Here is a 26,725-nt window from a genome sequence, read left to right on the forward strand (position 1 = left end):
GTGAACCCTCCCCCATTCCTGTTGCTCTTCAACGAATAAATTGTCCGTTCATGACCGTGACCGCCGTTCCGCTGATCTGAATTCGTTCACCTTCGATCCGGAGAAGCAGCTCTCCTCCGCGAGCGGACGCTTGATAAGCGGACAGCTCTTCCTTGCGCAGCCGGCGGTGCCAATAAGGCGCCAATGCGCAGTGTGCCGAGCCTGTAACCGGATCCTCATTAATCCCGATGGACGGAAAGAACGCACGGGAAACAAAATCATAGCTGCCGCTTGTTCCCCCGTCGGCCCTGGCGGTTACGATGACGCCTCTAGTTTCCACTCGCGCAAGCAGCGGCATATCCGGCCTGAGCGTTCGGACCGTGTCCTCGCCGTCCACTTCGACGAGATAGTCCATCCGATTCCGCCCGACATAGCGAGGAATTAATCCAAGCGACTGAATGAGCTCTTCAGGAGCTACGGCAGGCGTTACCGGCTCGGACGGAAAATCAAGCGTAATGCCTTCTGCCGTCCGCACGGCGGATAATAGACCGCTTCGCGTATGAAACAGCAGCTGCTGCTCCGGCACGCAATGTCCCTGTTCCCATAAGTAATGAGCGGCAGCAAGCGTAGCATGACCGCATAGATCAACCTCCTGGAGCGGCGTAAACCAGCGAAGCCCATATATGCCATCGGCCTTCTTCACTAAGAAGGCCGTTTCAGACAGATTCATCTCCGAGGCTGCGAGCTGCATCCAAGACGTTTCGCGCTCCTGCGGGAGCAGACAGACCGCCGCCGGATTTCCTCTGAACGGCTCTGCCGTGAAGGCATCGACAATGGAAATTGCTGCTGTCACGACTCTCCCCTCCTTCTGAACAATGGTTTGAATAGGCTGGCCATCAGAGCCAGAGCGATCCCGTAGATTACATGACCAAGCAGCCATAAGCTGAATGCCTGACCATTCGAGATCGATGGGACCCGATCGGAGACGAGCGTCAGAGGGATCCAAGCAAGGGATGCCAACACCCCGATTATGACTCCCCATAACGCGTATTTCCCCCGATATGCTGCGACCGATAGATAAACAATGCCGAGCGCAGCGGACACAACCAGATGAAGTAAGAACTCCACGGATTCCGTCAGCCGCATCGGCATATAAGGGATGAAATCGATATTAAGCAGCAGCGTGTAGACCTGCTCGCCGGTGGCGTTCTGTACCCATTTGAGAAATAGTCCGAGAACGGTCCCGGCGAAGATGCCCGCTGCCGCTCCCCAGACTATAATACGGAGAGACAGAGGAGCGATCTGCCTATTATTTCTGTGCAACTGTCATCATTCCCGCTTTCTTCCTTCTATTGACGATAACGATGCCTGAGCAGACCATCAGCAGCGATACAAAAACTGCCGCATGGAGCTTCTCCGACAACAGGAGCGCCGATTGTGTAACTCCGAATACGGGAATAAGAAACAGGTACATCGACACGCTCCCGACGTTGTTATACTTCATCACATTGTTCCAGAGCATAAAGCCAACCGCCGACACGACTGCCAGATGAAGCAGCATGAGCGATGACCGCCAATCGAACACGAACGGAGCCAGTCCGACCCGCCACGCCGAAACCGCCATTAGCGTGATTCCCCCAAGCAGCATCTGCCAGCCGTTCAAGTAGGATACGCTGTAAGTGCCCGCTCCTTTGCGCGATATCAGATTCGCACATGCGCTGAAGAAAGCCGAAGCGATCAATAGCAGCTCCCCGTACGAAAATATCCAGCTCCTGCCGGTGCCTTGATTGGAGAGCCCCAATACGAGCAGTCCCGCAAAGCCGACAAGCAGACCCAGCAGCTTCGTTCGATCCATCCTGTCGTCAGGATACAGGATGTGAGCCAGACTAATCTGGAAGAAGGATATCGTACCTGCGATGACAGATCCTACGATGCCCTCGCTGAGGGACATACCTGCATAGAAGAATGTATACTGGAGTACGGTTTGCAGCAGGGCAATCCGGATGAGCAGCATTCCGCTCCCCGGCCGATATGCCAGAGGCTCCCTTCGAATAAGCATGTACACCATAATAAGCAGCCCGGCCAGCGTAAACCGGTATCCGGCAAACAGCAGCTGCTCGTAAGTATCGGAAGTTCCGATTTGAAGCGATTGGTAGCTCAGTTTAAGAAAAGGATACGAGCTCCCCCATAACAATGTAGCGCCGATTGAGGCTGCCAGTATGCCGAGCGGATGTGTAAAAAATCGTGCAGCCGTCATAATTGTCGTCGTTCTACTCCTTCTCTATAATCGGTATGAGCAGATCGACCGGTTCTTCCTCCAAGTGCTCATCAATATAAAAAATTTCCAGCGAGACCGCATTGTCACGCTTCACCAGCTGATTCTCGTTCATCCACGCGAACAACCGCTCATACCCTTCGCCGATGCGCTTATTGGTACATCGCACCATGGCGTACTGGCGCTGCGGAATCGTGAATTGTACCATGCCTTCCGGTATCTGATCGATATGGGCAATTTCGAAGCATGCCCAGTAGGTGGCGAAAACTTCATTACCGAAGTAGGGGCTGTGAAGTGCTGTAGAAAGCACATCACCGTTCAATTCATGCTTGCGGGCAAGGAATTCGCTTTGCAATCGAATGGCTTCATCTGGGAACGTCGAGTAAGGACCGCAGTAACTGATCCCAACCATCTTCATGGCGGGTTTCGTAACTACCGCACAATTGTTCATCGTGCCAAACCTCCCTATACGATTGGCGAAGCGAGCCCTCTCGCTTAAGAGGAGACGGTTATCGCTGCACATCTGTGTCCAGTTTATCATGTATGGCGGAAGATGTGGCAACATTTTCACGTGGCGGTGCGAAAACTTTTATTTCCGCATGCTCGATCCGAATCGACCTGCATGCCAGGTGTCAGGTAACCGACCAGTTCCTTGGGCACTTGTTCCGCATCGGCGGACATTGCGATTAAGATAGCAAATCAGTCCACCATCTGATCGTTCGCTCCATTGTATTTCATGTCCGACAGCGTAGATAATGAGGGAAGTTGTTACATTGCTAAGGAGGTTCATGGAATGCCCTATATGCCGCAAGTCGTTACACGTCCTGACCGCTATCGAGTTCATGCCGACCAGTACGCGCACTATCAACGCGAAGGATATCTCGTCGTTCCATCCTTGCTGAATCAAACGGATGTAGAGACGCTCCGTGACTGGGCCGACGGTTTGTATAACGGCCAAATACCAGTTGGCGGACATGATCCTTATGATCCCGAGATGTCGGCAGCGGAGAAGTCTGCCCGCGTTACCCGTATTCATATGCTTCACCGCAACCAGCCTGTCGCCGAATGGGGTCTTCTTCATCCCAGATTATTGGATGTGCTTGAAGCCTTGATAGGTCCGGACGTGCTGGCTCTCCAGTCTATGCTGTTCTTCAACCCGCCCGGTATGGGCGGTCAGGGCTGGCACCAGGACGCCTACTACATTACGACCTACCCCGAAACGTTAATCGGCGCGTGGATCGCGCTGGAGGATGTCGATATCGAGAACGGCTGCTTATGGGTCGCCCCCGGCAGCTCTAATGAACCGGTCTATCCCGATGCCGAGCCGTTTCAATCCGTCCATGCTACAGAAGCTTTCGACTCGCTCCCGCCGGCGCGGAATGCGAGCAGCCTGGATGATGAAGCAAATTCACTTTCCAAGGTTGCCGCCCGGTATCCCGAGATCATTCCGGTGCCTATGAAAGCGGGAGACGTTCTGTTCTTCCATTCGCATTTGCTCCACCGTTCATACCCGAACAAGACGAAGGACCGCTTCCGCCGCGCTTATGTATGCCATTATTGTAACGCGAGGTCATGGGTACCATGGAATCACGGCGAGTCCTACGAGGGAGATTCGGGCAATTATTTGCACATATTGGCCCGGGGGCAGACACACCTGCCATACGCCGCTCCGGCATTCGGCACGAAGGTCGATCTTCCCGTTATCGATCCCGGCAAGCCAGCCGCGGGCAAGCGGATGATGGCCATGCCGGACGGACAAATGATGGAGATGTGATCTGCACACGATTCTCGAGAAAGCGTTGCCATAGAAGGGGCCGATACGCTATAGTTGAAGCAAAACGGCATAGGATAGGAACGTGAGCAGATATGTCTACGAACCGGGAGTCCTGCTTTAGGCAACAACCGTTTCCTTCGATACTATTTTGTGGAGATGTCTCGGCTAGAGCAGGGGCGAGTCTTCCTCCTCGCAGACTCGCCGAATATGAGCTGGTCTATTTTCCGCAGGGCACCGGGACGGTCTACAGGACGAACAAACAGACGATTAAGCTGTCGGAGTCCGGGTACATCCTGACTCGTCCGGATGAAGAGCATACCTATGATTTTGACCTCACGGTGCCTACCCGTCATCAATATATCCATTTCGAATGGATTGACATTCCGGATCACGACCATTCGCAGTTTTTGCGCGAAGCCTCCTTCCTGCCCGTTTTGAATCCGATTGCGGAAAGCTTGTTGAAGCAAATACTGAAGCTGGGCTCTACAAAGCCCAAGCGTTGGATTGAACGGGGCAATAAGCTGCTCGGTGTCATATTGGAAGAATTGTCGGACGCCTACGAAGAATGGGCCAGTGGTTCGCAGGCAAGCGGCACTGCAATTCCCCTTCCGCTTCAGACGGCAATCACATTTATGGAGAATCAGCTGCATCGACCTATTACTGTCGCGGAATTATCCCATGCCTCGGGTTGGACCCATGCCCACTTCACGAGACAGGTAAGAAGATATATCGGTTTGACCCCGCAGATGCTCATCGTGCATCGCCGGATCGAACGGTCGTGCTTGCATTTATTATACGAGAATTGGACCGTGAAGCAGGTTGCATTCGCTTGCGGTTTTCAAGACGAGCACTACTTCTCCCGCTGCTTTCATCGCATCAAGGGAATGACGCCCTCCCGGTTTCGCGAAGCCTACAGCAGCGCCCGCTCCATCAATCTGGCTGCCTTCACCGAGCCGAAGGAGCTGTATCCATTCAATACGTGGATCAACGGTAGATCAATGAACGGAGATAATCGGTAGCAGCAGCGAATGGAAGAACATTCGGCCTGCTTCGCGCTCTTCTGATCACGGAACATTCCTACGAAGAATTATTGAAGGGCTGCCCTTTTTGTCATCATGGATGACTTAAGAGGCAGCCCTTTTGCGCAAATAATTTTTATATAGAATGAACAACTGACAGACACATAGGACGGAGTTAGAATGTTGATGCTGGTGAAGCGCTCATAGCGTTACTTTCTCATAATGCTCCACGACTGGGAACGGTTCATAATAATGATGAAGCAGCCGCTTCCATTGTTCATACTCCGGCGATTGTCTAAACCCCCGCACATGATCCTCCAGCGTCTCCCACCATACCAGCAGGACGTATTGATGCTCGCGCTCAAGACAGCGCTGCAGCTCATGGCGGACATAGCCTTTCATGGAAGCAATGATTCGAGAGGCTTCCTTGAATTGCCCGACAAAGGTGTCGTCCAGCTCCGGCTTCACATGCAATATGGCCAGCTCCATTATCATGAATCGGCAGCTCCTTCCGTAAACAGCAGCCTACATGCGGCCATAGTATAACTCCGTTGCATAATGGAAGGGAACCAGACCGTCCTTCTGATGAGCGGCAAACAGTGCTTCCAGCTCTTGAACAAAGAGCTGATAGGACTCCGAGCCGGGAAGCGGCGTATAGGAGGAGGAGCTGGCCCGTCCAAGCAGCTCTTCGTACGTGATATACTGGTCATTCTCGAATACGGCTTTGGTGTACAGTCCTTGGCTAAAGAAAGCGCGGTAATCCGCATCACCCAGACGCATATGCTTGACGTTCTCGTAATCGGGGGCGATCCGCTTCAGCAATTGATCGTACTCCGCGGCGAATGCATTGCGTTCAACATCACGTTTATTCCAGATGAGCGATACCGTTCCGCCCGGCTTCAAGATACGGCGAAATTCCATGCTCGTCGGCCCGGGATCGAACCAATGGAACGCCTGCGCGGAGAGTACCGCATCTACGGTCGCATCCGCCAGCTGCGTTTGTTCCGCCGAACCGTCAATCGATACGAATCCGTCGTAGCCGCCAAGCTGCGACTCCGCTGCTTCGCGCATCTCTTTGTTCGGTTCAACCGCATAGACTCGGTGTCCGCTTTCAAGCAGCAGCCGGGTGAAAATCCCTGTGCCTGAACCGACATCGGCGAGTACGCTGCCGGTGCTTATCCCCAGCTTATCATCGAGATAATCCAGCAGCGCCTGCGGATATCCCGGACGGTATTTCACATAATTATCGACACGCGACGAAAATCGTTGTTTGCTATCCAGCGTGATTCCCCTCCTTATTTAAAAAGAAAGTACGACTATACCCTGCGTTCCATCGCATACAGCTCTTCCTCGATCGAGGCCGTCTTTTGCACAATTACCTGTCTTGCATCCGCAATCGCTTTGTTGTAAACATATGGCGCCGTTTCTTTAAGCAGAAAATCAATGATCTGCTCGGCTCCGATATGCCCCAGCTCCTCCGAGCGCTCTTGCTCGTAGAAAGCGATGAACGCTTCAATAATGCGGTCCTTATCTTCCCGCGGAAGTTTAATCGGTATCATCTGTTCCACCTCCTAACAATAACGGCTTGTCCATCGTCTTGCACAAGACAGCATTCTTGTCCAACCATTACTTACGGATCATGTTTATACGCGTATAGGCCAGCTTCATCCCTGCCCGCTCCATATTGCGGTGACTGGGAGACAGATAGGCCGCTTGGCTTACGATGAGCCTGCAATCACTCAAGGCCGATTCATGGATTCGGCGTCTCAATAGCGCATAATGAAGCCCCCGTGAACGATACTTAGGCAGCGTCGCGGCGAATGTCAGGGATGCCGTGCCCTGCCGGATATATAGAACACCCGCCGCAGCCGGTTCACCATCGACCAGCCCGACATAGAATTGCCAGCCCGGCCTTCCATGCAGCACGCCATTATTAATGGCGATTGGGGCGATTCCGCTCTCATCCATCCCGAACCCAAGGCAGTGGATGCGCGCATAATCGGTCATTTCATCCCGTTCCAGCCGCCTGATCCGGATGTTGGACGGCAGCGGCATGACCGATTGTTCCGGCACCGTATAGAACGAAGCATGGAAACCGCCGGGCACGAAGCCCTGTTCGCTCAGCGCTCTAAGCAGCTCTGGCGCTGCGTGGATCGGGGTGATCTCGAATTGCGGCCGGCACCCTGCTTCCTCGTAATAGGCTAGTATATCCGGCAGCAGAGGAAGCTCGTCAGGACCGAAGCCCTTGACGGCATTGAACTGAGGCCATGGCATCCCTTTGCTGATGAAGGCTTTCGCGCTCCCGAAGGAGCGGACCTCGACGCGCTCCGGATTCCCTTGCCGCTCACGTATGGCGGCCATGCGGTCTGTCATAAATTCGATTTCGGACTGCTCGATTTGCTCTGCGAGCTGTTTGGATAGAATGGCCACTTATCCGCCCCCTTGCTATGCTATATAAGTTAAACTAATGATTGGAATACAACCCGCTGCGCAGGTAGAATGTTCTTCCGACCGCTGGCGCTTCTCCAGAATCATTCTTCATGCTCCGCTCGTTCTTCTTCTTTCGTTCGACTGATATTGATTTCATATTTTAGATATAGCCGACAGCCGGACGAATGCACATATTATACCATTGAAACCCGCTTGCAATATAGAGAAAAAGAAGCTTCGCGCCTCCCGCTGTCCGGCGAGAATTGCGAAGCTCCGTTATGAAATCCGCTATTAATCTTTGCGCGTCTTCACTTCATGGCGCGTCAGCCATGCACGCAGCCGTTCAGCCGCGCGGTCCTTCTCGCTGCTGCCGGCAAATCGAAACCTGACCACCCGTTCCGACCAATTGCGCCGATTGGTATGCAGATCAATATAATTCGTCGTGAACGTCACTTCGGTCAGCTGCTCAGGAGTCAACAGCTGCTTCCCGATAAATAATTCCTTCTCCCGCAGGAGCAGCGTATGCTTCTGGCGAATTTCTATGTACATCCGGATAAATAAAAAGACCTGTACCAGAACGAACGCAATCGAGGCTGCGATACGAATACTTTCGACATTCGTTGCATTCATAATTGCGAGCAGTCCAATATTCAGCAGGCAAGCGATCACGACGTATTTGCTCGAAGCGTTCGGATAAGTAACGGAATAGGTCGGCACCTGCTGCGGATCATCTGCGGCAAGTTCTTTTTCGCTTCTCACCATATGTTTCAACATGATGATTTATCCCCTCCGTATAAAATCCTGATGCCAAACTTAGCTATTTTGTATGAAGTCGTTGAATGGACTATATTGGATCCAATAATAACACGCATAAATTCACCCTTTCTTCCAAGTGTAACGTTTCGAAAATAGACACCCCCAGAATGATAGATCAAACTCGCTTCATCTAACTTATAATTTAACATGATTTCATTATTATGTAAATCGACTGTAAGGTTATTGTTATTAATTTGTATCTAATTGATGAGTAAGAACGATATGAAATGAACGAAAAAAGAGAGACGGATTCACCTCCGCTCTCTCTTCCATGATTACCTTATTCCAAATGCGATCCGGCAGGCATTCGTTCAATCTTCTCTACAGCCGGATATCATTATGATTCGAACTTCTTGCAGTAGGCCACGACCTCGTCATAGGAAAGCGCACCGCCGAATATATCCAGAGCGCTTCCGATTGTAATGTCCAGCCTGCCTGAAGCCAGCTCATGAAACAGCTTCAAATCTTCCAGAGAGCGAGCGCCCCCCGCATAGGTCGTCGGGATCGTTACTGCACGGCCAAGCAGGCTGACCAGGCTTTCCAGTATGCCTGTCCGTTTCCCTTCCACATCGACGGCGTGGACGAGAAATTCATTGCAATACTGTTCCAGCTCGCGTAAATTCGCCTCGTTGACTTCGAAGCTGCTGAACGACTTCCACTGGTTCGTCACCACATACCACTTGCCATCCCGCTGCTTGCAGCTAAGATCGATCACGAGCCTTTCCGGGCCGACCTCCGATACGATCCGCCGCAGATGATCAAGGTTAAGCTCGCCATCCCTGAAAATATACGAAGTCACGATTACATGTGACGCCCCGTTCTCCAAATATAACGCCGCATTATCAGCCGTAATTCCGCCGCCGATCTGCAGCCCCCCCGGATATTCACGAAGCGCGCTTAACGCAGCTTCTTCATTGCCGGGACCGAGCATGATGACATGGCCCCCGGTAAGCTCATCGCGCTTGAACAAATCTGCATAGTAAGCGGAATCGTAAGCGGAGACAAAGTTCTCGATAACGCCGCCTTGCGAAGCAGCCGCCGTCAGCGATTCGCCGACAATTTGTTTTACCTTGCCATTATGAAGGTCGATGCACGGTCTGAATTTCATTGGTAATCCTCACCCTCGTCATTAAATCATCTGAACCTATTGTATCAGAAAATGCGATCATCTACGTAGTTCAATGAATGATTGGTATAAACACCTTTCTTGACGTTCCATTCATATACTTCGCAAAGCTGCCAGATAATGAGCGACTCCATGCTCCGCATTGGTCAGGATCGTTCCCGTAGCCGCTTGAATGACCCTCTCATGCGCATTGGACACCGCGTACTTCTCGTCCGCCGCCTCGAACATCGGCAGATCATTAAGGCTGTCCCCGAAACATATAAGCTTGTCAGCTTTGGCATACTGTTTCAGAAACAGCGCGGCCTCGCGCTTGTTCGCCTGGCTGTTGGCGATCTCGAGCCAGTAATAGCCCGGCGTATATATATCCGGCCCGAAGTGGCAGATCACCTCGCTGCGGCAACGGAATGCTTCATAGACAGGCTGAAGGCGCTCTTGCGTGTCAATCGCATTCACCGTCATAACCGACTCCACGGTGAAATCGGGGAAGCCGTCAACCATCCGAAACCTCGAATCCCCCAGCTTGGTGCGGTTCGTAATATAATTCTCTTCGCTTTCATTCCGGATTCCCTTGTAATACACATGCGGGACGTCATATCTGTCCAATGTGTACAGAAGCGGCAGCAGATCGCTCCGTTCATAAGCGGCCAGTACTTCCGCCGTTAGTGCTCCAGATAAGAAATTAGAACGGATGTTTCGCTTCGTTACGGGATCATGAATGAATACGCCATTCATATAGGCAACGGGAAGACGCAGTGTAAGATCGCGAAGCAGCCATGAAGCGGATTCGGCCGATCGCGCCGTAGCTACCGTAAACAGGAGGCCACGTCCAATCAATGCATTCAGAATCTTCACGCTTTCCGGACTGACTTGCTGCTCGTCATTGAGCAGCGTCCCATCCAAATCCGAGATGTACAAGACCGACAACGCGCTTCCCTCCCGCAGACCATTATTTAGAATGAACTCCTATTCAACAGCAAAGCCAATTCGGATAGAGATTGTATCGCGAACTTCGGCGTATATGCCTCTCCTGCCGTTAAACCTTCAGAATTATAATAGCAGAAATCAATTCCGGAGCTAGCCGCCCCTCTGTAATCATCCTGCAGTGAATCTCCCACGAATAGGACCTCCGAGTGGTCCACGCCGAATGCCCGGACGGCCGAATCGAATATGGCGCGGTCCGGCTTCCACAAGCCCACCTCATCCGAGATGAAGAGATGGTCAAAATAATGGTCCATGCCGCCTGTTTTCAGCCTGGCGCGCTGAGCTTCGCCGATGCCATTGGAGATAATGCCGAGCGGATAGTGACCGTGCAGAGATACGAGAACATTTTGCGCCCCCTCCATCACGTGGCATGTGCTGCAGAACAGCTTCCAATATGTACTGGCCAGCGGATCGGAGAGGGAAGGATCGAAGCCCATCTGGATTAACGTGTCCCGGAATGAGTACTGAAGCACCTGACTAATGTGAATTTGCCGCTCGACGCGTTCGCTCCAGTAGGTCCAGTTAATAGGAGCAAATACAGCCCGGAACGTTTCCCATTCGAATCCGGAGAGCTCCGGCAGCCGATGATGATCGATCGCGCGGCGCATGGCATCCAGCTCGCTGGACGTATAGTCGAGAAGTGTGTTGTCCAGGTCGAACAAAATAGCTTTATACATTCAACACTTCACTCCCCCGCATAAATAAGCCGTATTAAAACCGTATCGCCCTGATCGACCGATAGATCAAATAGCCGATGATCGCTCCTGTAGAATTCAAGATAATATCGTCGACATCGAAGCTTCCGCGTTTGAGCACCATCTGAAGCGTCTCCACGACGAAGAGAGCCAATATAAACCGGAACATGAACCGAAAGAAGCCATACTGCAGCAAATACGGGATCGCGATGCCAAGCGGTATGAATACCGCCACATTGCCGACAATATTGATAAACCACATTTTAAGCCTAAAGTGGCTGGCGTGATGGAAATATAATTTGATCGTTTGGAAAGGAACGTAATTATATCGATAACCGCCATCGGATACATAGCTTCTGCCAAAGCCGATAAACATCCAATAGAGCAGCAAGCCGGTATAAGCCATGATAAGGACGGCCGTAAACACTCTTAAGAGCTTGACAAGGTTCCTCTCCTCTTCTTGGTCTCATATTTGCGCCAGCGGCTTGACGCGGTACCAGTACCTGTATATCGTTTCAAAGCCGAGCTTGTCATACAAACGAACAGCCGGCTTATTATTCTCGACGACGAGTAAATAGCAGGCCGAGGCTCCGCGGGATTTGCCCCAATCGAGCAGTTGACGGATTAATTGCTGTCCGTAACCTTGGTTACGGTATTCCGGCGCCGTCACGATATCGAACAGGCCCATATATTTTCCCTCGACGACTCCAATTCCGCATGCAACCGGATTTCCATCCACATATACTGCCGCAAAGCCTTGAGTCAACGGCGATGAGCCAAGCAGCTCTCGCGTTACCGACGTTTGGCTGGGCGATAGTCCAAGGAGAGCCGCAGCGTTTGCCAGCCAGCCTTCCGTAAATGATTCTTCAATGCGAACATTGCCATTGCTATATGCTGCGTAAGGCTCTTCGTCAAGCGTGAGCAGCTTTACGCATGAAGGATCAACGAGCTTATAACCGGATTGCGACAGCAGTTCGTCCAGCGATGGAGGGTGAACGAAAGGGGTTAGCTTGAATACGGCATTCAGTCCGGCGTTCGCATAGAAGCGTTCCGCATCGCGAATTCGTCCTTCGACTTCGATGCACCGGCAAGCCTCATAGATTGGACTGACAGAGTTAGAACGTTTGGTATACCCATCGGACACGCGCAGCAGCCACCCGTCGCGCAGGATGGTACGCAAGGCGGGCCATGCGTTCAACGCAGCTTCCTCGATCTCTTTGTACATTTATAGCATCCTCTTTCCTAAATTAAGAAGAGTTTTGTATAAATATACATCATTGTGTATTTTAAAACAAACCGGTTAATCGAATCTTTTTTGAAAAGACAATAAATCAAGCCAGCGGCCGAATTTATAAGCAACCTCCCTATAGTGGGCGCATTGCATATAGCCAAGCTTGCCGAACAACCGGATGCTTCCCTCGTTCTCACTGCAAATCGTAGCTACGAACGAATGAATGTTTTGTTCTCGCGCCAACTGCTCGACATAAGGTATGGCATAGCTGCCGATCCCCCGTCGGCCGAACGCCGGATCCAAATAAATCGTAACTTCCGCCGTCACTTGAAAAGCGGCTTTCTTTTTATGCTGCGTAAACAAGATGTAACCCGCATACTGGCCATCTGACTGTATTATCAGTGTGCGGTAACGCTCATTCATCGGCTTGATCAGCTGATGCATCTGCTCCGCCGTCACCGGTTCAAGATCGAACGATACCGTTGTATTCTCTACGTAATAATTGTATGTGCCCCTCGCTTGTTCCAGATAGGATTCGTTATAATCAACCATCGATTTGTTATTCATGATGCACCTCTATATCTTCGATATCGTTTGAACGAATGGATGAAACATGGCAGCTGAAGCAAGCGAAACGATTTGCCCTCAGTTGAATCTGCTTAACTAATTCTAACATTCATTAGAAAGATTTCTAATCGTTTCTTGATATACTTGTCTGCAGCTATTATACCCTCTCTTTCGGACACCTAACATTACAAAAAAAATTGCATTCTCCCTCTATTACATTGCGCCAGGCTAGACGATAAATATCTTATTACAGCGAGAGGTGGAACTATATGGTCATTATGAAATACTTCAAATCGAAAAGCCTGCTATTCACGAGCTCCGTGATGTTATCCGTCCTGTTCACCGTTATTTTGGGTTCAAGCACGTGGTTAGGATACTACCAGCAGCGGCAGGCTTATTTGAATGAGTTTGAGCAGTATGGAATGAGCTTTGCGGCCCAAATCAGAGCCAACAGCTCCTCATTGAAAACCGCGCATGACATGATTGCGGACAAGCAGGGAACTGATGCCGCTGCCTTCTTGACCTTGAAGAAGCAGCTGGATGCCATGTCGGAGAGCAAGCTGGTGGCGAACTCGTATGTGTTTATGCCGGACAAGATCGAACGAGACGGCAAAGTATTCCTTACCAACATTCAGGAGAATCAGAGTCTCACCGACTCAGGCCTGCTTCCGGGTATCGATTACGAGCTTAGCCCGATCTTCCTGGCAGGCTATGAAGCCGCCATGCGAGATGGATGGGCGATTACCGATACGTTCACGGATTCAATGGGAGATTGGATTTCCTATCTGACACCGGTCAAAGATAAAGACGGCAAGGTCATCGCCCTGTTCGGCATCGATTTCGACTACGGACTCGTTCAGAAGGACCTCTCGGTCATGCTATGGACCAATATTGGAGGGGGCATTATATTTACGCTCGTCTCCGTCCTGATTGTCATCGTGCTGATCCGTATCATCGTACGGCCGCTGCGCAAGCTCGCCGAATTGTCCAAGCTTGCGGCACAAGGCGACTTAACGGTCGCGGTTCCCGTGACAAGCGGCAACGAAATCGGTCAAGCCGCTGAATCCTTCAACGCCATGATTGCCTCGCTTCGTGATCTTGCCCGCAACATTCGATCGACGTCCACGGAGGTATCCGAGTCGGCGGCTTACCTTCAGGACAGCGCCAAGCAGACGGCAGAGGCGACTTCGGAAATAACCGAAGCCATTCAACAAGTAGCGGCCGGATCGGATACGCAGCTGCAGAGCTCCAAAGAATGCCAGCGTGCGATGACCGAAATGGCGGCAGGCATTCAGCGCATTGCGGAATCCTCATCGGTCGTTTCGGACTTGGCTGCGGAAACGACATCAAGCGCTGCCTCCGGTGAGACGGTTATGGCAAGCACAGTCAGCCAGATGCAAACCATCGAGAGCAATTTATCGAAATCCGTGGGAACCATTCATGAATTGAAAGAGCTGAGCGGCCGCATTGGAGAAATTATGACGCTCATTGCCGATGTAGCCAACCAGACGAATCTCCTGGCTCTCAACGCTTCGATTGAAGCGGCCCGCGCTGGAGAGCACGGCAAGGGCTTTGCCGTTGTCGCGCATGAAATTCGCAAGCTGGCTGAGCGTTCCAAAGAGTCCTCGGAGCAGATCGAATCCATTCTCCAAGGAATCGGCTCCCGCACTTCGCAGGCCGTCGCCTCCCTGGAGCAATCGATGGAGGAAGCCCGCACCGGCACATCCGTTGCCAATCAAGCGGGCGATACCTTCCGTGATATCGTCACCGCGATACGCCAAGTATCCGAGCAGGTTCAGGAAGTATCGGCCGCATCGCAGCAGATGTCGGCAGGGAGCGAGCAGATCGCAGCGTCGCTTGAAGAACTGGAGCGGATTGCTTCCGTCTCGTCCAATAATGCGGAGAATGTGGCCGCTTCTTCTGAAGAGCAGCTTGCCGCCATGGAGGAAGTCGCCAGTTCTTCCGAGCAGCTTCGTCAATTGGCGGCCGCTTTGAATAAGACCATCGAGCGATTCCGCGTATAGCCTGACGCCCGCCTAACTAGAACACCCCCGGATCGATGAGCGCATTCCAGTGCACGAACGGCCGTCCGTCACTATCGACGGACATCGTGCCCGTGCAGATGTGCTCACGGTCCGGGTTTTCCATATAGTGGTCAAATACGGCATGGTGAATAGCGGAAGAGCGCAATCCGCGGGCCTCTTCGGGCGTGTGCCAGCCCAGCTCCCCCTCATCGGATTCGACCACGTTCGTATGCTTCGTTCGACCGGCATAGACATATTGCTGACGCATCTCGTCGCCCTTCAGCCTGAGCAGAATATACTTCAGCTTCAAGTCGCTCAAATCCTCGCGCCTTAGCCCCGTCTCTTCTTCGATTTCCCGATAGCAGGCATCGAGCGGATCGTTCAGCTCATCGGTTTCGATATGCCCGCCAATTCCGCTGTAGAACGGAATGGTCTGGCGCTGCCATTTTGACGCCCGCTTCTTCATCAACAGCACCTTGCCGTCATGGAACAGAAACGCTACCGCCATCTGTCTCGTTCGAATCGTCACGCCCCTGTGCCCCCCCAGCATCTGCATGAATCCGTGAATATGTCCAGCAAATGAATTATTTTTTACATGCTTGAATGAATGCCTCAAATAGCTTTCGCGATATCTCATCTACGGCAGCAGACGTCTCCGGATGCCATTGCACGCCGAGGACGAAAGGATGCGAGTCGCTCTCGATCGCTTCGATAATTCCATCTTTGGCGGTTGCGGCGACCGTAAAGCCGGCAGCCGGCTTGTTTACGGCTTGATGGTGAAACGTATTCACCCGGAATTGCTCTTCCCCGGCAATACGGTGAAGCAATGACCCGGCCTTAACGTCTACCGTATGCGCCAGGTAGGTTGCCGGCGCTTGCTGCCGATGCTGAATCCCCTCGCATTGCCGTTCGATATCCTGATATAGTGAACCGCCTGCCGCGATATTGAGCACTTGAATCCCGCGGCATATCGCAAAGATCGGCTTCTTCAGCCGCAAGCATTCCTGGGTCAGCCTGATTTCCAGCCGGTCCCGCTCCGGTGTTATGCGTCCCAATCCGCGATGCGGTTCTTCCCCGTAATAGAAAGGATCCACATCGGCTCCCCCGGTCAGCAGCAGCCCGTCGATGAGCTCCGCATATTGAACGATGTCATGCATCTCTCCGCCTAACGGAACGATAAGCGGCAAGCCTCCGGCACGCAACGTGCATTCCGTACTATTAACCGCGCCATCCTCCTGCGAGCTTGTTACGCCGATAACAGGCTTTCTCTGACGAACTGCCGCTTGTTCTGCGTCCATCCTGACGCCCCCTTAGCTATGGTTACATTTCTATGGTCCATAAACCGATGGCTGCAGCAAAACGAATGTACTATAGTCCGCTCCCAGGCGGAATCTTCATTATGCTTCTTGACCTTCTGCTTATATTGATTTTGACCCGTCACGATAAATCGGCACGGCTAGCGGCTCTAGCGTATTAAGAGACTCTAGCATGCTTCGAATCCGAAACAGGCCGCATTAGGTAGGGATAGAGTAGAATAAGACCAAGCATGTACAGCAGTAAAGCGAATATCGCCGGTGACAGATGCCAGAAATCCATATACCCAATATACATATGAACGCTGAATGCCGCGACAAACGCCGGCGTGCCCGCTCCCAGAAACGTCCACCACAACCACCGGGCTCCCTGCTGGATGCCCCATAACGCCGTTGCTACCAGCGCTATCGCATTCGACAGCAAGGCACCGCCGAATCCGGCGCGGTCATGTGCGATTAAAGGCAGCAGATTGGGGTTAGCGGATTCGAGTACGGCGGCAGTCGTCATGAGATATTCCAAATCCTCCGGCACGAACACCTTCGTGATGCCTACCGTCGATATCGTAAATCCGCCAATGACGAGCGACACGCCCAGAACGACCATCATGAACTGTCCCCGCTGCGCCAACCTCCATTGCCGGCTGTTCATGATATTCGTCTTGCGGCGATAGGGCTCCTCCTGCCTGTCCCTCATGGCCAATATGAACATCGGTAGCAAGATTGCCGCCGCAGTTGCGTGAAGAGGATCGAAATAACCGTACCCCAAGTAGAGAAAGAAACTGCTGAAGCCTACGATCCCGGATGCCATCAGAGCCGTTCGCGCCCAATGCAGCCGTTCTCGCAGCCCATACCTTCCGAGCTGATAATAGAGCACGCCTATGGAGAGCATCGTACCTGCGAGTGTGATGCGGTCATGCGACATGAACGGCAGCAGCCGCTCGTTGATGCTTGCGATCGTCTCCGCATCCGCGCATAGAAAAGCCGTGTCATAGGGAAGTACGACGGACGTCGCGGCAATGATCCACGCGATTATGCCGCCGATTATCATGCCGATACCGAGCAGGCACATCCAGCCCCACCCTTGCCAGAACGCAGGAAGCGGCGGTGCCGGCAGGCCGGACACGATCCGGTAGAGAATCGCTTCATTCACGCGCTTGGGCAAACCGGGTCCTGAGAATACAAGCCCGCTATGAAGCTGCACGAGATCGGCACCGGCTTCGGTCAGATCAAGCGCATCCTGCGGCTCATGCACGCCGCCCGCAGCGATTAAAGCGATTGATTCCATCGCGTATTCGGATCGAATCCGCTGCAGCTTCCGCATTACGGACGCTTTTATAGCCCGGCCGGTTAGCCGTCTATCGCCCGCAGTCACCGTATCGCCAATGACAGCGCCTTCGAAATGAAGTCCGGCCTCGTTCAGCTTCCCGAGCAGCGACATCATTTCGCGATCGTCCATATCGGGCTGCAAATATACCAATGCGGGTTTATCCGGCGCTAGCTCCTTCGTTAACCGCAGCACATCCAGCGTATAAGCATCCATGACGTCAGACGGCCAGCTTCCGCTGGGTAAGTCCAAGTAGAAACCGGCTGCGAATGGCTTCAGCGCCTCCAGCATCCTTCGCACCTGATCCAACGCTTCTTCCGGCGCTGACCCCGGCATAGGACGAAGCCGGCAGAATGCAGGCAGCGGATTCTCGCGTTCATCCTTCAGCCGTTCTACAATAGCGGCAAGACCGTCATTGACCGGTGCGGAAGGATATCGAATCGCTTCCTCTGTTATGTCCAATTCAACCGGTTGGTCAGACCGGATTGGCTCCATTGTGATCGGGCCGATTTCCGTGAAGCCGAATCCGAATTGGGCGAGCGCACGCTGGGCCGTTCCATGCGGATCGACGCCGCCGCCAAGTCCAATCGGATATTTCAAATCGAGGCCAAGCCGCTTCTGTTCGAGCAGCGGGGACACTTCCATGTGGCCGAGTGTCCGGATGACGAGCGACCCGCCGGGAATTCGGCTAAGACCGCCCATTGCGTGCAGGGTTAACGTTCTGGCCAGCCGTGCAGGCAGACGAAACAACAGAGGACGGAATAAGGTCTGGTACGACCAATCAGGCATAAAAGTCCCCCCCTTTATAGCAATTCTTATTTCTCTACGCCCGTCTCATGTTTATTGATAATTCCGAGCTTCGCTGCTCCGGTCCGGGCATCGATGTGCTTGACCAGCAATGATACGCGGTTATGCTCATCGAGCAGTGACCAATAATAGGACAGCGATTCCTCAATCGTCTCGGGAAGCGGAAGCTCGTACGGTTCTCCGGCATAGGTTAGCAGCACACCATCTTCCTCTCGTGCGTAAGTATGAATGCAATGTCCCGTTCCCGGCGTAAATCGGTCATACTTATAGAAATTCCGTATACATAAACCTGGTTGTTGATTGGCAGTCTTTAATATCGATAGCGTATAATTCCGATGATTCATATCGATCACCCCCGATATACGGGGCGTATAATGAGGCGGATCCGGCTCGTATTCGCGGGCAAGCAGAGACGTCTCGAACGAAACGCCGGTCTTCAAGCCTTTCACGATCGTATCGGTCTGATCGCCGTTGGTCACGATATGGTAGGGTCCCTCTTCCATAATCGGGCGGTAGATGATTAACGAAGGGTCGGTCATCTTTGCCGGATCGTATGCCTCGTTAACGACAGAGGTCCCCTCCTGCTTGAATATTCGATTGCGGCTATTCTCGCTGCGCCCCATAATCCAGTACACTTGCACATAGTGACATTGCGATGGCGTGAGTCCGATTATGATTCCGCGACCGGGACAAGGGATGCTGCCTAGATGTGCTGCATGATTGGCGAATCGAGCAGATGCAAGCATTCGTATGCTCCTTATACGCTTTAGATAGGACCGCGCTTCTCGCGGTCTTCAGCTTATTCGAATCTTGAACTTCACTACCCGATACGTCCCTCTCTTACTTAAACAAGATGATCGGCTCGCACGTTGTTTTACAGATAGTTTATCATCTTAAGAACCTGTTTTGAATGCTTGTTTTCCTTCATTTGCCCAACCTGTCACTCTACACACTTAGGCCGGCTCCACCTGCTAATACAGTCTATTCGCGTAGCTATCCTGCAGCCCTTGAGCTACCGTCTCGGCGGTGATGTCGGCGGAACCGACATGATCAGCAAGCATCTTCGCGACCGGGGTCATGGAAGAAAGGTCTGGCCATGTTTCGGGCTTCCATAATTCCGACCGACGGAACGCTTTGCCGCAATGAAAATAGCAAGCATCCGCTTCGACAGCAATGGCCAGCTTTGGGATTTTCCCATGCGAGCTCATCTTCTCCATCCACTCCGGGTCTGTAATAATACTTGCCCGCCCGTTGATCCGAAGCGTCTCTTCCAGACCGGGGATGATGAATAATAGGCCGGCTTGCGGATTTTCCAGCAGATTGAGAAAGGAATCCATCTTGCGGTTACCCGGACGCTCAGGGATGAGAAGATGCTTCTCATCCACAACGAGCACAAATCCCGGCGCGTCTCCTCTTGGCGATACGTCGCATGATCCCTGTCCGTCCGACGTCGCCAGATAGACCATCGGCGATCGCGCGATAAATGCGCGGCAATGCGCATCGATATTCGTTATCGTCTTCTGCTGGACAATCGGGTTCGGATAACCAAGCAGCTGGCGAAGCTCGTCTTCTGTCGTGATCGTCTCCTTGAAACGGTGCAGATTCATCTTCCTTCTCCCCCTCGTATCTCATGCCTTAACCGTATATCAGTCCTCAATAATGGTTAGGCTTGGCCATAATTGCTTCCATCGTTTATCCGCAATACGCTTCAAATAGTAGGCTCTGTCCGCAAATAAGGGACTTCGTCTCACGATCATATTGAATAAGTCATCAAGCCCGTAAGGACAGCATATGCTCAGCTCATCGTTCCATTCGAGCCTGATGCCGATTGCGGTAGCCGTCTCCGGCCAACGGCTTAATGCATCTTCTACAGAAGTGTACGCGGTTTCCTTATTGCGCATATGCATGCGCGCTTGATTCTTCACCGACCACTTCCCATTGCCGGTTGCAGCGATAAGCGACTGTTCCAGGATCCGATCCCGCTCCTCGCCAAGAATATTCGGATCGTAGTAGACCACATCAACATCGTTGTGAGCGGAGCGGATGTCATCATGATGCAGTCTGTCCCATACATAATTGCGTATGTAGCCTGCCGCCACGTAACCATCGGGAAGCTCCAGTTCCCGGACGTGTCTTAAATCGTCCAACATAGCCGGATGTTCCATAATATAGCTTCTCAATAACCGTTCCATGCTTCGTGTTCACCTCATGATTTCTTCTCCGTCAGGATAACCGCCATTCAAGTGGATTCACTATAACACAGCACCCATTTTTTGAAAATATTCGTAACAGAACGTTCTATATTAATCGAAAAAATAAAGGATTGGATCACAGCCCGCATCGCAGACCGAATGTTGTTGCGGTCGCAGCTGTTCCCGAATTTCCTGAATCCTAATAGCCGGTTGAAATACGCCGTTGACAACATCTTCTAATAGATCATATCATTAATGAAAATAGATATGATCTTTACCGTTGAGTAGAGATTTTATGGAGCGAAGGGAAGAGAAGCCTGCTATGAAGAAGCTGGCCCACGAGGCGATTATCGAGCGTGTGAAGCTGAAGATTTCGAGCGGCGAATGGAAGCCTGGCGTGCGCCTTCCGACAACGAAGCAGCTGGCAGCCGAGTTCGGTCTCAGCATGACCGCGGTTCGCGAGGCGCTCCGGGTGCTCGAGAACCAGCGCATCGTGAGCGTGGAGCATGGACGCGGCATCTATATCCAGAATGACCCCGGCCTGCTGGACGATCCCGCGGGCAAGCTGCGCGAACTGGAAGAGAGCACGCTGCTGGAGCTGCTGGAAGCCCGCATCGTACTCGAACCGGAATTGGCTGCCTTCTGCGCAGAACGGGCCACGCCCTCCCAGGTGAAGGAGATCCGCATGCTGGCATTACGGATGGAGGAGGAAATTCGGGAAGGCATCGATCACTATGCCACCGACCTTAAGTTTCATGTAACGATAGCCGAGGGTGCCAACAACCCGCTTCTGTCGCAGATGCTGTCCGCGATCTCCGATCTGTCGGCCCAAGGACGCCGCGAGACGAACAAGCTTCCTCACAGCAAGGCGAAGGCAGCCAGCTACCATAAGCTGATTGCGATTGCGATTGAGGAACGCGAACCGGATCAAGCCCGCTCGCTCATGAAAACCCACATCAGCGATATGATTACAGCCGTGAAGAAGGCAATCGCCCAATAGAGAGGAGAATAACGAGCTATGCGTATTACCCGTATGGAAACCTTCGTCGTGCCGCCCCGCTGGCTGTTCCTGAAAGTCGAAACCGACGAGGGCATCGTCGGATGGGGAGAGCCCATCGTGGAAGGAAAAGCCCACACCGTCCAGGCTGCCGTGGAAGAGCTGAGCGGTTATTTGATCGGCAAGGATCCGCTGCGCATTGAAGACCATTGGCAGGTCATGTACAGGGGCGGCTTCTACCGGGGCGGCGCTATTCTAATGAGCGCCATCGCCGGGATCGACCAAGCGTTGTGGGACATTAAGGGCAAGTTTTTCAACGCCCCGGTCTATCAATTGATGGGAGGCGCCTGCCGCGAGAAGATGAAGGTGTATTCCTGGATCGGCGGCGACCGGCCAAGCGATGTCGGCGCTTCCGCGCTGCGTGCCAAGGAAGCGGGCTTCACTGCGGTTAAGATGAACGGTACGGAGGAGCTGCAGTACGTCGATACGCATGAGAAGATCGATCAGGTGCTGGAGCGGGTCGCCGCAGTCCGCGAGGCTGCTGGTCCTTATATGGGGATCGGGATCGACTTCCATGGACGCGTTCATAAACCGATGGCCAAAGTGCTTGCGAAGGAGCTGGAGCCGTTCCGGCCTCTGTTCATCGAGGAGCCCGTATTGAGCGAGAACAACGAGTCCTTGCGCGAAATCGCCCATGCGACGAATATCCCGATCGCAACCGGCGAGCGGATGTTCTCGCGTTGGGATTTCAAATCGCTGCTGGCTGACGGCTACGTGGACATTATCCAGCCGGACCTGTCGCATGCCGGTGGCATTACGGAATGCAAGAAGATCGCTTCCATGGCGGAGGCCTATGATGTCGCGATGGCGCCTCATTGCCCGCTCGGCCCGATCGCGCTGGCCGCTTGCCTGCAGGTGGATGCGACCTGCCACAACGCCTTTATCCAGGAACAGAGTCTCGGCATTCATTATAATCAAGGCAATGACCTGCTTGACTACATTAGCGATCATACCGTCTTCGAATATAAAGATGGTTTCGTCACCATTCCTCCGGGGCCGGGCCTCGGCATCGAAATCAACGAGGAGCAGGTGCGCAAGATGGCACAGATCGGCCATCGGTGGCAGAATCCGCTCTGGCGTCACGAGGACGGCAGCGTAGCGGAGTGGTAAGTTTCCGGTAATGGCACACAAAACGCGCGGCAATCGTGAACCGATCGCCGCGCGTTTGTTGTCTTTGTGCTATCGCAAATACTGCTACTCCACTTTAACCGACGATGAGCGCGTAGACGATACCCGGACCGTGTACGCCGATCGTCAGATCGTTCTCGATATCGGCCGAACGGCTTGGACCGGAAATAAAGTGAATGCCTGCCGGCAAGTTAGCCCTTCCGGCACGGTCGAAGTCGGGAAGTATCTCGCCCAGCCGCGTCTTCAGACGCTCCAGCGGAATAATGACCATCAGCACGGTTGGCAGCAAGCTGACGGAACGGCCTTTATCCTTGGAGGACAATACCGTTACCGATCCCGTGTAAGCTGCCGCATAATCTGCGATGACGACGCCGAAATCCGCTTCCGCGGCGCGTGCTTTCCACGACTGGCCCGGATCGCTGTTCCAGGCGGATATGGACGCATCGGGAAGCGCTCCTTCAAGCCCGAGCGCCTCTAGCTCCGCCTGATTCTGCCGCACGATATATTTCGCGCTCATCGCATTGGCTTTGTCTACGATGAACTGCTTCGCCGCCTCCATGTCCGTTAGCCGGGCAACATGTCCTCCAGCAGCCTTGAAGTTCTCCGTAAACTGTTGTATGCGCTCGTCCTGCGACCATTCGAATTTGTTCCAGAAGTCAGGCGCCCCGCGGAAGGGGTGCTTCGGCGCATCCGTTACTCTCGGCCGTCCCAGCTTGGCGGCAATGCCGTTCATGAACTTCTCCTGTTTCGAGCGGGACTCCGCTTCCAGCTCATCCAGCCATTGTTGATGTGTTTGCGGCTCAGCCATGGCCGTGTCCCCCTTTATCCCTATTCTTCACGGCCGCTTCCATACGCTTGCGGACCGCCGGATCCATCTCCTTCAGGCCATGGCGAATCTCTTCCTCGATGGTTCCCCATCGATCGCGGAACGTTTCCTTCGGTATGCTCGGTGTGACGCGATAGCTGTTCCAGCCCTTCAGCGGCCCGATCTTCGTCCGGATTTCCCCGCTGCGGACGACCAGCTTCTGGCCCAGCTTGCCCAGATTAATGACGGTGCGGAACCGCTTCGAACCACCCATCACCGAGGCGAAGCCTTTCATTCCGATGCTCTCGATCTTGTTGCCATGACCTGCCTCGACCTTCCGCCTGCGCAAGTAAACCAGCATATCATGCAGCGGAATTTTCACAGGACAAGCCTCATAGCAGGCTCCGCATAAGCTGGACGCGTTTGCGATATCGTCCCATTCGGCCACGTTCTTCTGCAGCGACGGCGTCAGAACGGCGCCGATCGGACCGCTGTACGTGCCGCCATAAGCGTGACCGCCGATGTGGCGGTAAACCGGGCAAGCGTTCAGACAAGCGCCGCAGCGGATACAGTTAAGCAGCTCCTGGAATTCAGGATCGCCGAGCTGTAAGGAACGTCCGTTATCGACAATAATGATGTGCATTTCTTCCGGACCGTCAGCGTCTTCGGAGCGGCGGGGACCCGAAATGCCGGACATGTAGACCGTCAGCTTCTGTCCGGTGGCGGAACGCGGAAGCAGCGTAGCCATGACCTCCAGATCCGTCCAGGAAGGAATAATCCGTTCCATGCCCATCAGCGTTATCTGTGTCTTCGGTACCGTCGTTACCATACGCGCATTGCCTTCGTTCTCGAACAGGACCATGGAGCCGGTCTCCGCAATCGCAAAATTGCAGCCCGTCATCCCGATATCGGCCTCCAGAAATTTCTCGCGCAGCTTCTTGCGTACAAATCCAGCCAGTACAGTGGTGTCCGGCGCAAGCGTCTCGCCCGCATCCGCAGATAGGAGATCCGCAATCTGATAGCGGTTCTTATGGATGGCAGGGATGATGATATGGGATGGCGTCTCTCCCGCGAGCTGAATGATATATTCGCCCAAATCGGTTTCAATCGCTTCTACGCCGATCTTCTCGAGATGATGGTTAAGATGCAGCTCTTCGGTTACCATGGACTTCGACTTCACGATCGTCTTCGCCTGTTTGCGTTCGGCTATCGCCAGCGCAATCTTAACCGCGTCCGCTGCCGTATCCGCAAAGTGGATATGAACGCCGTTCGCACGGGCATTCTCCGTAAATAGATTCAAATAATAATCAAGATGAGCGATCGTATGCAGCCGGATCTGCCGGCCGCGCTCCCGCCATTCATCCCAATTGCCGTGATCCTCGGATGCCTTCTTCTTCCCGTTGCGAAGCCTTTCGGTCGTGAACCGGACCGCTTTGCGCAAGAAATCGTCGTTAAGCGCCAAATCCGCACGCTCTTTAACCGTACCTGCCGTTCCCGTCGTACTCATGCTTATTTCACTCCTTCGTAAAGCAGTTCCGCCAAGTGCATGACTCGTACCGGTTCATTCCGGTAACGCAAATTGCCGCCGATATTCATCAGGCAAGCCATATCCAGACCGACCAGCACTTCCGCTTCCGATTCGAGTACGTGATCGGCCTTCTCGGTCACCATGGCGCCTGAGATGTCCGCCATCTTCACGGCGAATGTGCCGCCGAACCCGCAGCAGTCTTCGGCAAAAGGAAGCGGTACCAACTCAAGGCCCTTCACGTGCTTCATCAGCGTTATCGGTTCTTCCTTAACGCCAAGCAGACGGCTTCCGTGGCATGAAGGATGGTACGTCACCTTATGCGGGAAGCTGGCCCCCACATCCGTCACACCCAATACATTAACAAGAAATTGAGTGAACTCGTACGACTTGTCCTGCAGTTCCTTCGCTCGCTCGAGCTGAACCGGATCCTTCTCGAATAGTTTCGGGTAATGATGTATCATGCCGGTACAAGAGCCGGAAGGCGAGATAACAAAGTCGCTGTCTTCGAAAGCATCCAGAATCGTCGCTGCCGTTGCGCGCGCTTCTTCCCAGTAACCGCTGTTAAAAGCAGGCTGGCCGCAGCATGTCTGCACCTTCGGGAAGTCCAGCTGAACCCCGTAACGGGCAAGCAGACGCACCATCGCCTCACCCACCCGCGGGTAAATGGCATCGCTCATACAAGTAATGAATAGGGAAACTTTCAAGGGTAACACCTCGCTGTTTGTTTGGCATCATTTTATCAGGTTATCAGACATCTTAGCAACAACAAATTGCAACCAACATTCAGATTTGGACATGGGTATAAAAAGAGACCCCGCCATTGAAGCGACGGGGCTGCCCTTGCATCATTCATTTGGATCAAACCGTCGTCACTTCGATATGGCGTTCCTTCAAGATCGTGACCGTTTCCTGCGGGATGCGCGCATCGGTAATGATCTCATTCACGCTGGACAAATCCGCGACGTGCGTAAACGCATTAACCCCGAACTTGCTCGCATCGGCCAGGATAATGACTTGATCGGCAATGCCGATCATCTTCTCCTTGATCCGCGCTTGAAGCTCGTTCGATTCGCTGATCCCCCGCTCCAGGTGGACGCCCTTGCAGGATAGGAACACTTTATTGACGTGGTACGCATCGAGTGAGCGTTCGGCGAGCGGTCCGACATAGGACAACGACCGCTGCGCCATTAATCCGCCTGTGGAAATGACTTCAATCTTATCTTTATTGCTCAGCTCGATTGCGACTTTGATCGAATTGGTCAGCACGGTGAGCGGAATATCGGGTACGATGGAAGCCATATACCATGCGGTCGAGCTTGCATCAAGCAGAATCCGGTCATGCGGCTGAATGCGGCTGATGGCCTCTTCGGCGATCCGCTTCTTCTCTTCCGCGTGAATGATCTCCCTTTCGAAGTAAGGGATCTCGGACTGCTGCTGATCCTTCACGCTGACGGCTCCCCCATGGGAGCGGCGCAAACGCCCGCCCGCTTCGAGGCGGTCCAGATCGCGGCGGATCGTTTCCTCCGTGACATGGCACAGCTCGCTCAATTCGGATACCCGGATGCTTCCTCTTTCATTCACCAGCTGAACAATTTTCTCATAACGCTCCGCAACAAGCATAACTTACCTCTTTTCAAAACAAAATGTTAACGAC

General features: G+C 53.1%; 30 protein-coding genes. 5 read left to right on the forward strand and 25 right to left on the reverse strand.

Features of this window, described 5'->3' with window-relative positions:
- Window positions 1–28: 28 nt before the first annotated feature.
- From L1F29_RS21345 to L1F29_RS21360, 4 genes are read right to left on the reverse strand one after another with little or no spacing between them, the layout of a single operon-like run.
- Entirely contained in the window at window positions 29–832 is an 804-nt protein-coding gene (locus L1F29_RS21345) for a PhzF family phenazine biosynthesis protein (RefSeq protein WP_258384061.1), read from the reverse strand.
- Window positions 829–1,302 (reverse strand): hypothetical protein, encoded by a 474-nt coding sequence (locus tag L1F29_RS21350; RefSeq protein WP_258384062.1) that lies wholly within the window; start codon window positions 1,300–1,302, stop codon window positions 829–831. The genes L1F29_RS21345 and L1F29_RS21350 overlap by 4 nt, the downstream gene beginning before the upstream one ends.
- Window positions 1,289–2,236 (reverse strand): DMT family transporter, encoded by a 948-nt coding sequence (locus L1F29_RS21355; protein ID WP_258384063.1) that lies wholly within the window; start codon window positions 2,234–2,236, stop codon window positions 1,289–1,291. The genes L1F29_RS21350 and L1F29_RS21355 overlap by 14 nt, the downstream gene beginning before the upstream one ends.
- A 13-nt stretch (window positions 2,237–2,249) precedes the next feature.
- A complete protein-coding gene (locus tag L1F29_RS21360; protein WP_258384064.1) occupies window positions 2,250–2,705 on the reverse strand; it encodes a GyrI-like domain-containing protein in 456 nt (151 codons plus the stop codon).
- Between the two features lie 342 nt (window positions 2,706–3,047).
- Here L1F29_RS21360 and L1F29_RS21365 point away from each other — a divergent pair, with 342 nt between their 5' ends.
- Together L1F29_RS21365 and L1F29_RS21370 are read left to right on the forward strand one after the other, a co-directional pair.
- On the forward strand, window positions 3,048–4,028 hold the full coding sequence (locus L1F29_RS21365) for a phytanoyl-CoA dioxygenase family protein (protein WP_258384065.1): 981 nt from the start codon (window positions 3,048–3,050) through the stop codon (window positions 4,026–4,028).
- A 92-nt stretch (window positions 4,029–4,120) separates the two neighbouring features.
- Window positions 4,121–5,047, forward strand: coding sequence for an AraC family transcriptional regulator (locus L1F29_RS21370; RefSeq protein WP_258384066.1), 927 nt, complete (start codon window positions 4,121–4,123; stop codon window positions 5,045–5,047).
- Window positions 5,048–5,248: 201 nt separating this feature from the next.
- On the opposite strand, the gene L1F29_RS21375 is transcribed toward L1F29_RS21370, so the two are convergent.
- The 11 genes from L1F29_RS21375 to L1F29_RS21425 form a co-directional block, all read right to left on the reverse strand.
- Window positions 5,249–5,542, reverse strand: coding sequence for an antibiotic biosynthesis monooxygenase family protein (locus tag L1F29_RS21375; RefSeq protein WP_258384067.1), 294 nt, complete (start codon window positions 5,540–5,542; stop codon window positions 5,249–5,251).
- Between the two features lie 30 nt (window positions 5,543–5,572).
- Window positions 5,573–6,286 carry a class I SAM-dependent methyltransferase gene (locus tag L1F29_RS21380; protein ID WP_258384068.1) on the reverse strand — a complete coding sequence of 238 codons (714 nt, stop codon included), beginning with the start codon at window positions 6,284–6,286 and terminating at the stop codon, window positions 5,573–5,575.
- A 77-nt stretch (window positions 6,287–6,363) separates the two neighbouring features.
- A complete protein-coding gene (locus tag L1F29_RS21385) occupies window positions 6,364–6,606 on the reverse strand; it encodes a DUF2164 domain-containing protein (RefSeq protein ID WP_258384069.1) in 243 nt (80 codons plus the stop codon).
- 67 nt (window positions 6,607–6,673) lie between these two features.
- A complete protein-coding gene (locus tag L1F29_RS21390; protein WP_258384070.1) occupies window positions 6,674–7,477 on the reverse strand; it encodes a GNAT family protein in 804 nt (267 codons plus the stop codon).
- A 291-nt stretch (window positions 7,478–7,768) separates the two neighbouring features.
- Complete coding sequence (locus L1F29_RS21395) at window positions 7,769–8,251, reverse strand: hypothetical protein (protein ID WP_258384071.1); 483 nt, start codon at window positions 8,249–8,251, stop codon at window positions 7,769–7,771.
- A gap of 379 nt (window positions 8,252–8,630) precedes the next feature.
- Complete coding sequence (hisA, locus tag L1F29_RS21400) at window positions 8,631–9,401, reverse strand: phosphoribosylformimino-5-aminoimidazole carboxamide ribotide isomerase (protein WP_258384072.1); 771 nt, start codon at window positions 9,399–9,401, stop codon at window positions 8,631–8,633.
- Between the two features lie 111 nt (window positions 9,402–9,512).
- A complete protein-coding gene (locus L1F29_RS21405) occupies window positions 9,513–10,343 on the reverse strand; it encodes an HAD-IIB family hydrolase (protein ID WP_258384073.1) in 831 nt (276 codons plus the stop codon).
- A gap of 26 nt (window positions 10,344–10,369) precedes the next feature.
- On the reverse strand, window positions 10,370–11,077 hold the full coding sequence (locus tag L1F29_RS21410; RefSeq protein ID WP_258384074.1) for an HAD family hydrolase: 708 nt from the start codon (window positions 11,075–11,077) through the stop codon (window positions 10,370–10,372).
- Between the two features lie 34 nt (window positions 11,078–11,111).
- Window positions 11,112–11,501 (reverse strand): VanZ family protein, encoded by a 390-nt coding sequence (locus tag L1F29_RS21415; RefSeq protein ID WP_258384075.1) that lies wholly within the window; start codon window positions 11,499–11,501, stop codon window positions 11,112–11,114.
- A gap of 60 nt (window positions 11,502–11,561) precedes the next feature.
- On the reverse strand, window positions 11,562–12,320 hold the full coding sequence (locus tag L1F29_RS21420) for a GNAT family N-acetyltransferase (protein WP_258384076.1): 759 nt from the start codon (window positions 12,318–12,320) through the stop codon (window positions 11,562–11,564).
- Between the two features lie 75 nt (window positions 12,321–12,395).
- The gene (locus L1F29_RS21425) at window positions 12,396–12,893 is read right to left on the reverse strand and encodes a GNAT family N-acetyltransferase (RefSeq protein ID WP_258384077.1); all 498 of its coding nucleotides are present in this window, start codon (window positions 12,891–12,893) and stop codon (window positions 12,396–12,398) included.
- A 269-nt stretch (window positions 12,894–13,162) separates the two neighbouring features.
- Between L1F29_RS21425 and L1F29_RS21430 the strand changes: the two genes are divergently transcribed.
- A complete protein-coding gene (locus L1F29_RS21430; RefSeq protein ID WP_258384078.1) occupies window positions 13,163–14,917 on the forward strand; it encodes a methyl-accepting chemotaxis protein in 1,755 nt (584 codons plus the stop codon).
- 16 nt (window positions 14,918–14,933) lie between these two features.
- On the opposite strand, the gene L1F29_RS21435 is transcribed toward L1F29_RS21430, so the two are convergent.
- The 6 genes from L1F29_RS21435 to L1F29_RS21460 form a co-directional block, all read right to left on the reverse strand.
- Window positions 14,934–15,446 carry an NUDIX domain-containing protein gene (locus tag L1F29_RS21435; protein WP_258384079.1) on the reverse strand — a complete coding sequence of 171 codons (513 nt, stop codon included), beginning with the start codon at window positions 15,444–15,446 and terminating at the stop codon, window positions 14,934–14,936.
- A gap of 55 nt (window positions 15,447–15,501) precedes the next feature.
- Window positions 15,502–16,215 carry a gamma-glutamyl-gamma-aminobutyrate hydrolase family protein gene (locus L1F29_RS21440; RefSeq protein WP_258384080.1) on the reverse strand — a complete coding sequence of 238 codons (714 nt, stop codon included), beginning with the start codon at window positions 16,213–16,215 and terminating at the stop codon, window positions 15,502–15,504.
- A gap of 175 nt (window positions 16,216–16,390) precedes the next feature.
- Complete coding sequence (locus L1F29_RS21445) at window positions 16,391–18,343, reverse strand: dihydroorotate dehydrogenase (protein ID WP_258384081.1); 1,953 nt, start codon at window positions 18,341–18,343, stop codon at window positions 16,391–16,393.
- 26 nt (window positions 18,344–18,369) lie between these two features.
- The gene (locus L1F29_RS21450; RefSeq protein WP_258384082.1) at window positions 18,370–19,107 is read right to left on the reverse strand and encodes an IMP cyclohydrolase; all 738 of its coding nucleotides are present in this window, start codon (window positions 19,105–19,107) and stop codon (window positions 18,370–18,372) included.
- A 225-nt stretch (window positions 19,108–19,332) separates the two neighbouring features.
- Entirely contained in the window at window positions 19,333–19,968 is a 636-nt protein-coding gene (locus L1F29_RS21455; RefSeq protein WP_258384083.1) for a pyridoxamine 5'-phosphate oxidase family protein, read from the reverse strand.
- A 39-nt stretch (window positions 19,969–20,007) separates the two neighbouring features.
- A complete protein-coding gene (locus L1F29_RS21460; RefSeq protein ID WP_258384084.1) occupies window positions 20,008–20,553 on the reverse strand; it encodes a nucleotidyltransferase family protein in 546 nt (181 codons plus the stop codon).
- Between the two features lie 322 nt (window positions 20,554–20,875).
- Between L1F29_RS21460 and L1F29_RS21465 the strand changes: the two genes are divergently transcribed.
- Window positions 20,876–21,553, forward strand: coding sequence for a FadR/GntR family transcriptional regulator (locus L1F29_RS21465; RefSeq protein ID WP_258384085.1), 678 nt, complete (start codon window positions 20,876–20,878; stop codon window positions 21,551–21,553).
- A gap of 18 nt (window positions 21,554–21,571) precedes the next feature.
- Window positions 21,572–22,720, forward strand: a complete 1,149-nt coding sequence (gene dgoD, locus L1F29_RS21470) for a galactonate dehydratase (protein WP_258384086.1) — start codon at window positions 21,572–21,574, stop codon at window positions 22,718–22,720.
- A gap of 94 nt (window positions 22,721–22,814) precedes the next feature.
- Here dgoD and L1F29_RS21475 read toward each other — a convergent pair whose 3' ends face one another.
- The 4 genes from L1F29_RS21475 to L1F29_RS21490 all read right to left on the reverse strand — a co-directional run bounded on the left by L1F29_RS21475 (window position 22,815) and on the right by L1F29_RS21490 (window position 26,691).
- Window positions 22,815–23,546, reverse strand: a complete 732-nt coding sequence (locus tag L1F29_RS21475; RefSeq protein WP_258384087.1) for a LutC/YkgG family protein — start codon at window positions 23,544–23,546, stop codon at window positions 22,815–22,817.
- Complete coding sequence (locus L1F29_RS21480) at window positions 23,539–25,050, reverse strand: LutB/LldF family L-lactate oxidation iron-sulfur protein (RefSeq protein WP_258384088.1); 1,512 nt, start codon at window positions 25,048–25,050, stop codon at window positions 23,539–23,541. Before L1F29_RS21480 ends, L1F29_RS21475 begins: the two co-directional genes overlap by 8 nt.
- A 2-nt stretch (window positions 25,051–25,052) precedes the next feature.
- Window positions 25,053–25,775, reverse strand: coding sequence for a (Fe-S)-binding protein (locus tag L1F29_RS21485; RefSeq protein WP_258384089.1), 723 nt, complete (start codon window positions 25,773–25,775; stop codon window positions 25,053–25,055).
- 154 nt (window positions 25,776–25,929) lie between these two features.
- A complete protein-coding gene (locus tag L1F29_RS21490; RefSeq protein ID WP_258384090.1) occupies window positions 25,930–26,691 on the reverse strand; it encodes a DeoR/GlpR family DNA-binding transcription regulator in 762 nt (253 codons plus the stop codon).
- Window positions 26,692–26,725: the final 34 nt, after the last annotated feature.

Source organism: Paenibacillus spongiae, assembly GCF_024734895.1.
In the GTDB taxonomy this organism is placed as follows: Bacteria; Bacillota; Bacilli; order Paenibacillales; family Paenibacillaceae; genus Paenibacillus_Z; species Paenibacillus_Z spongiae.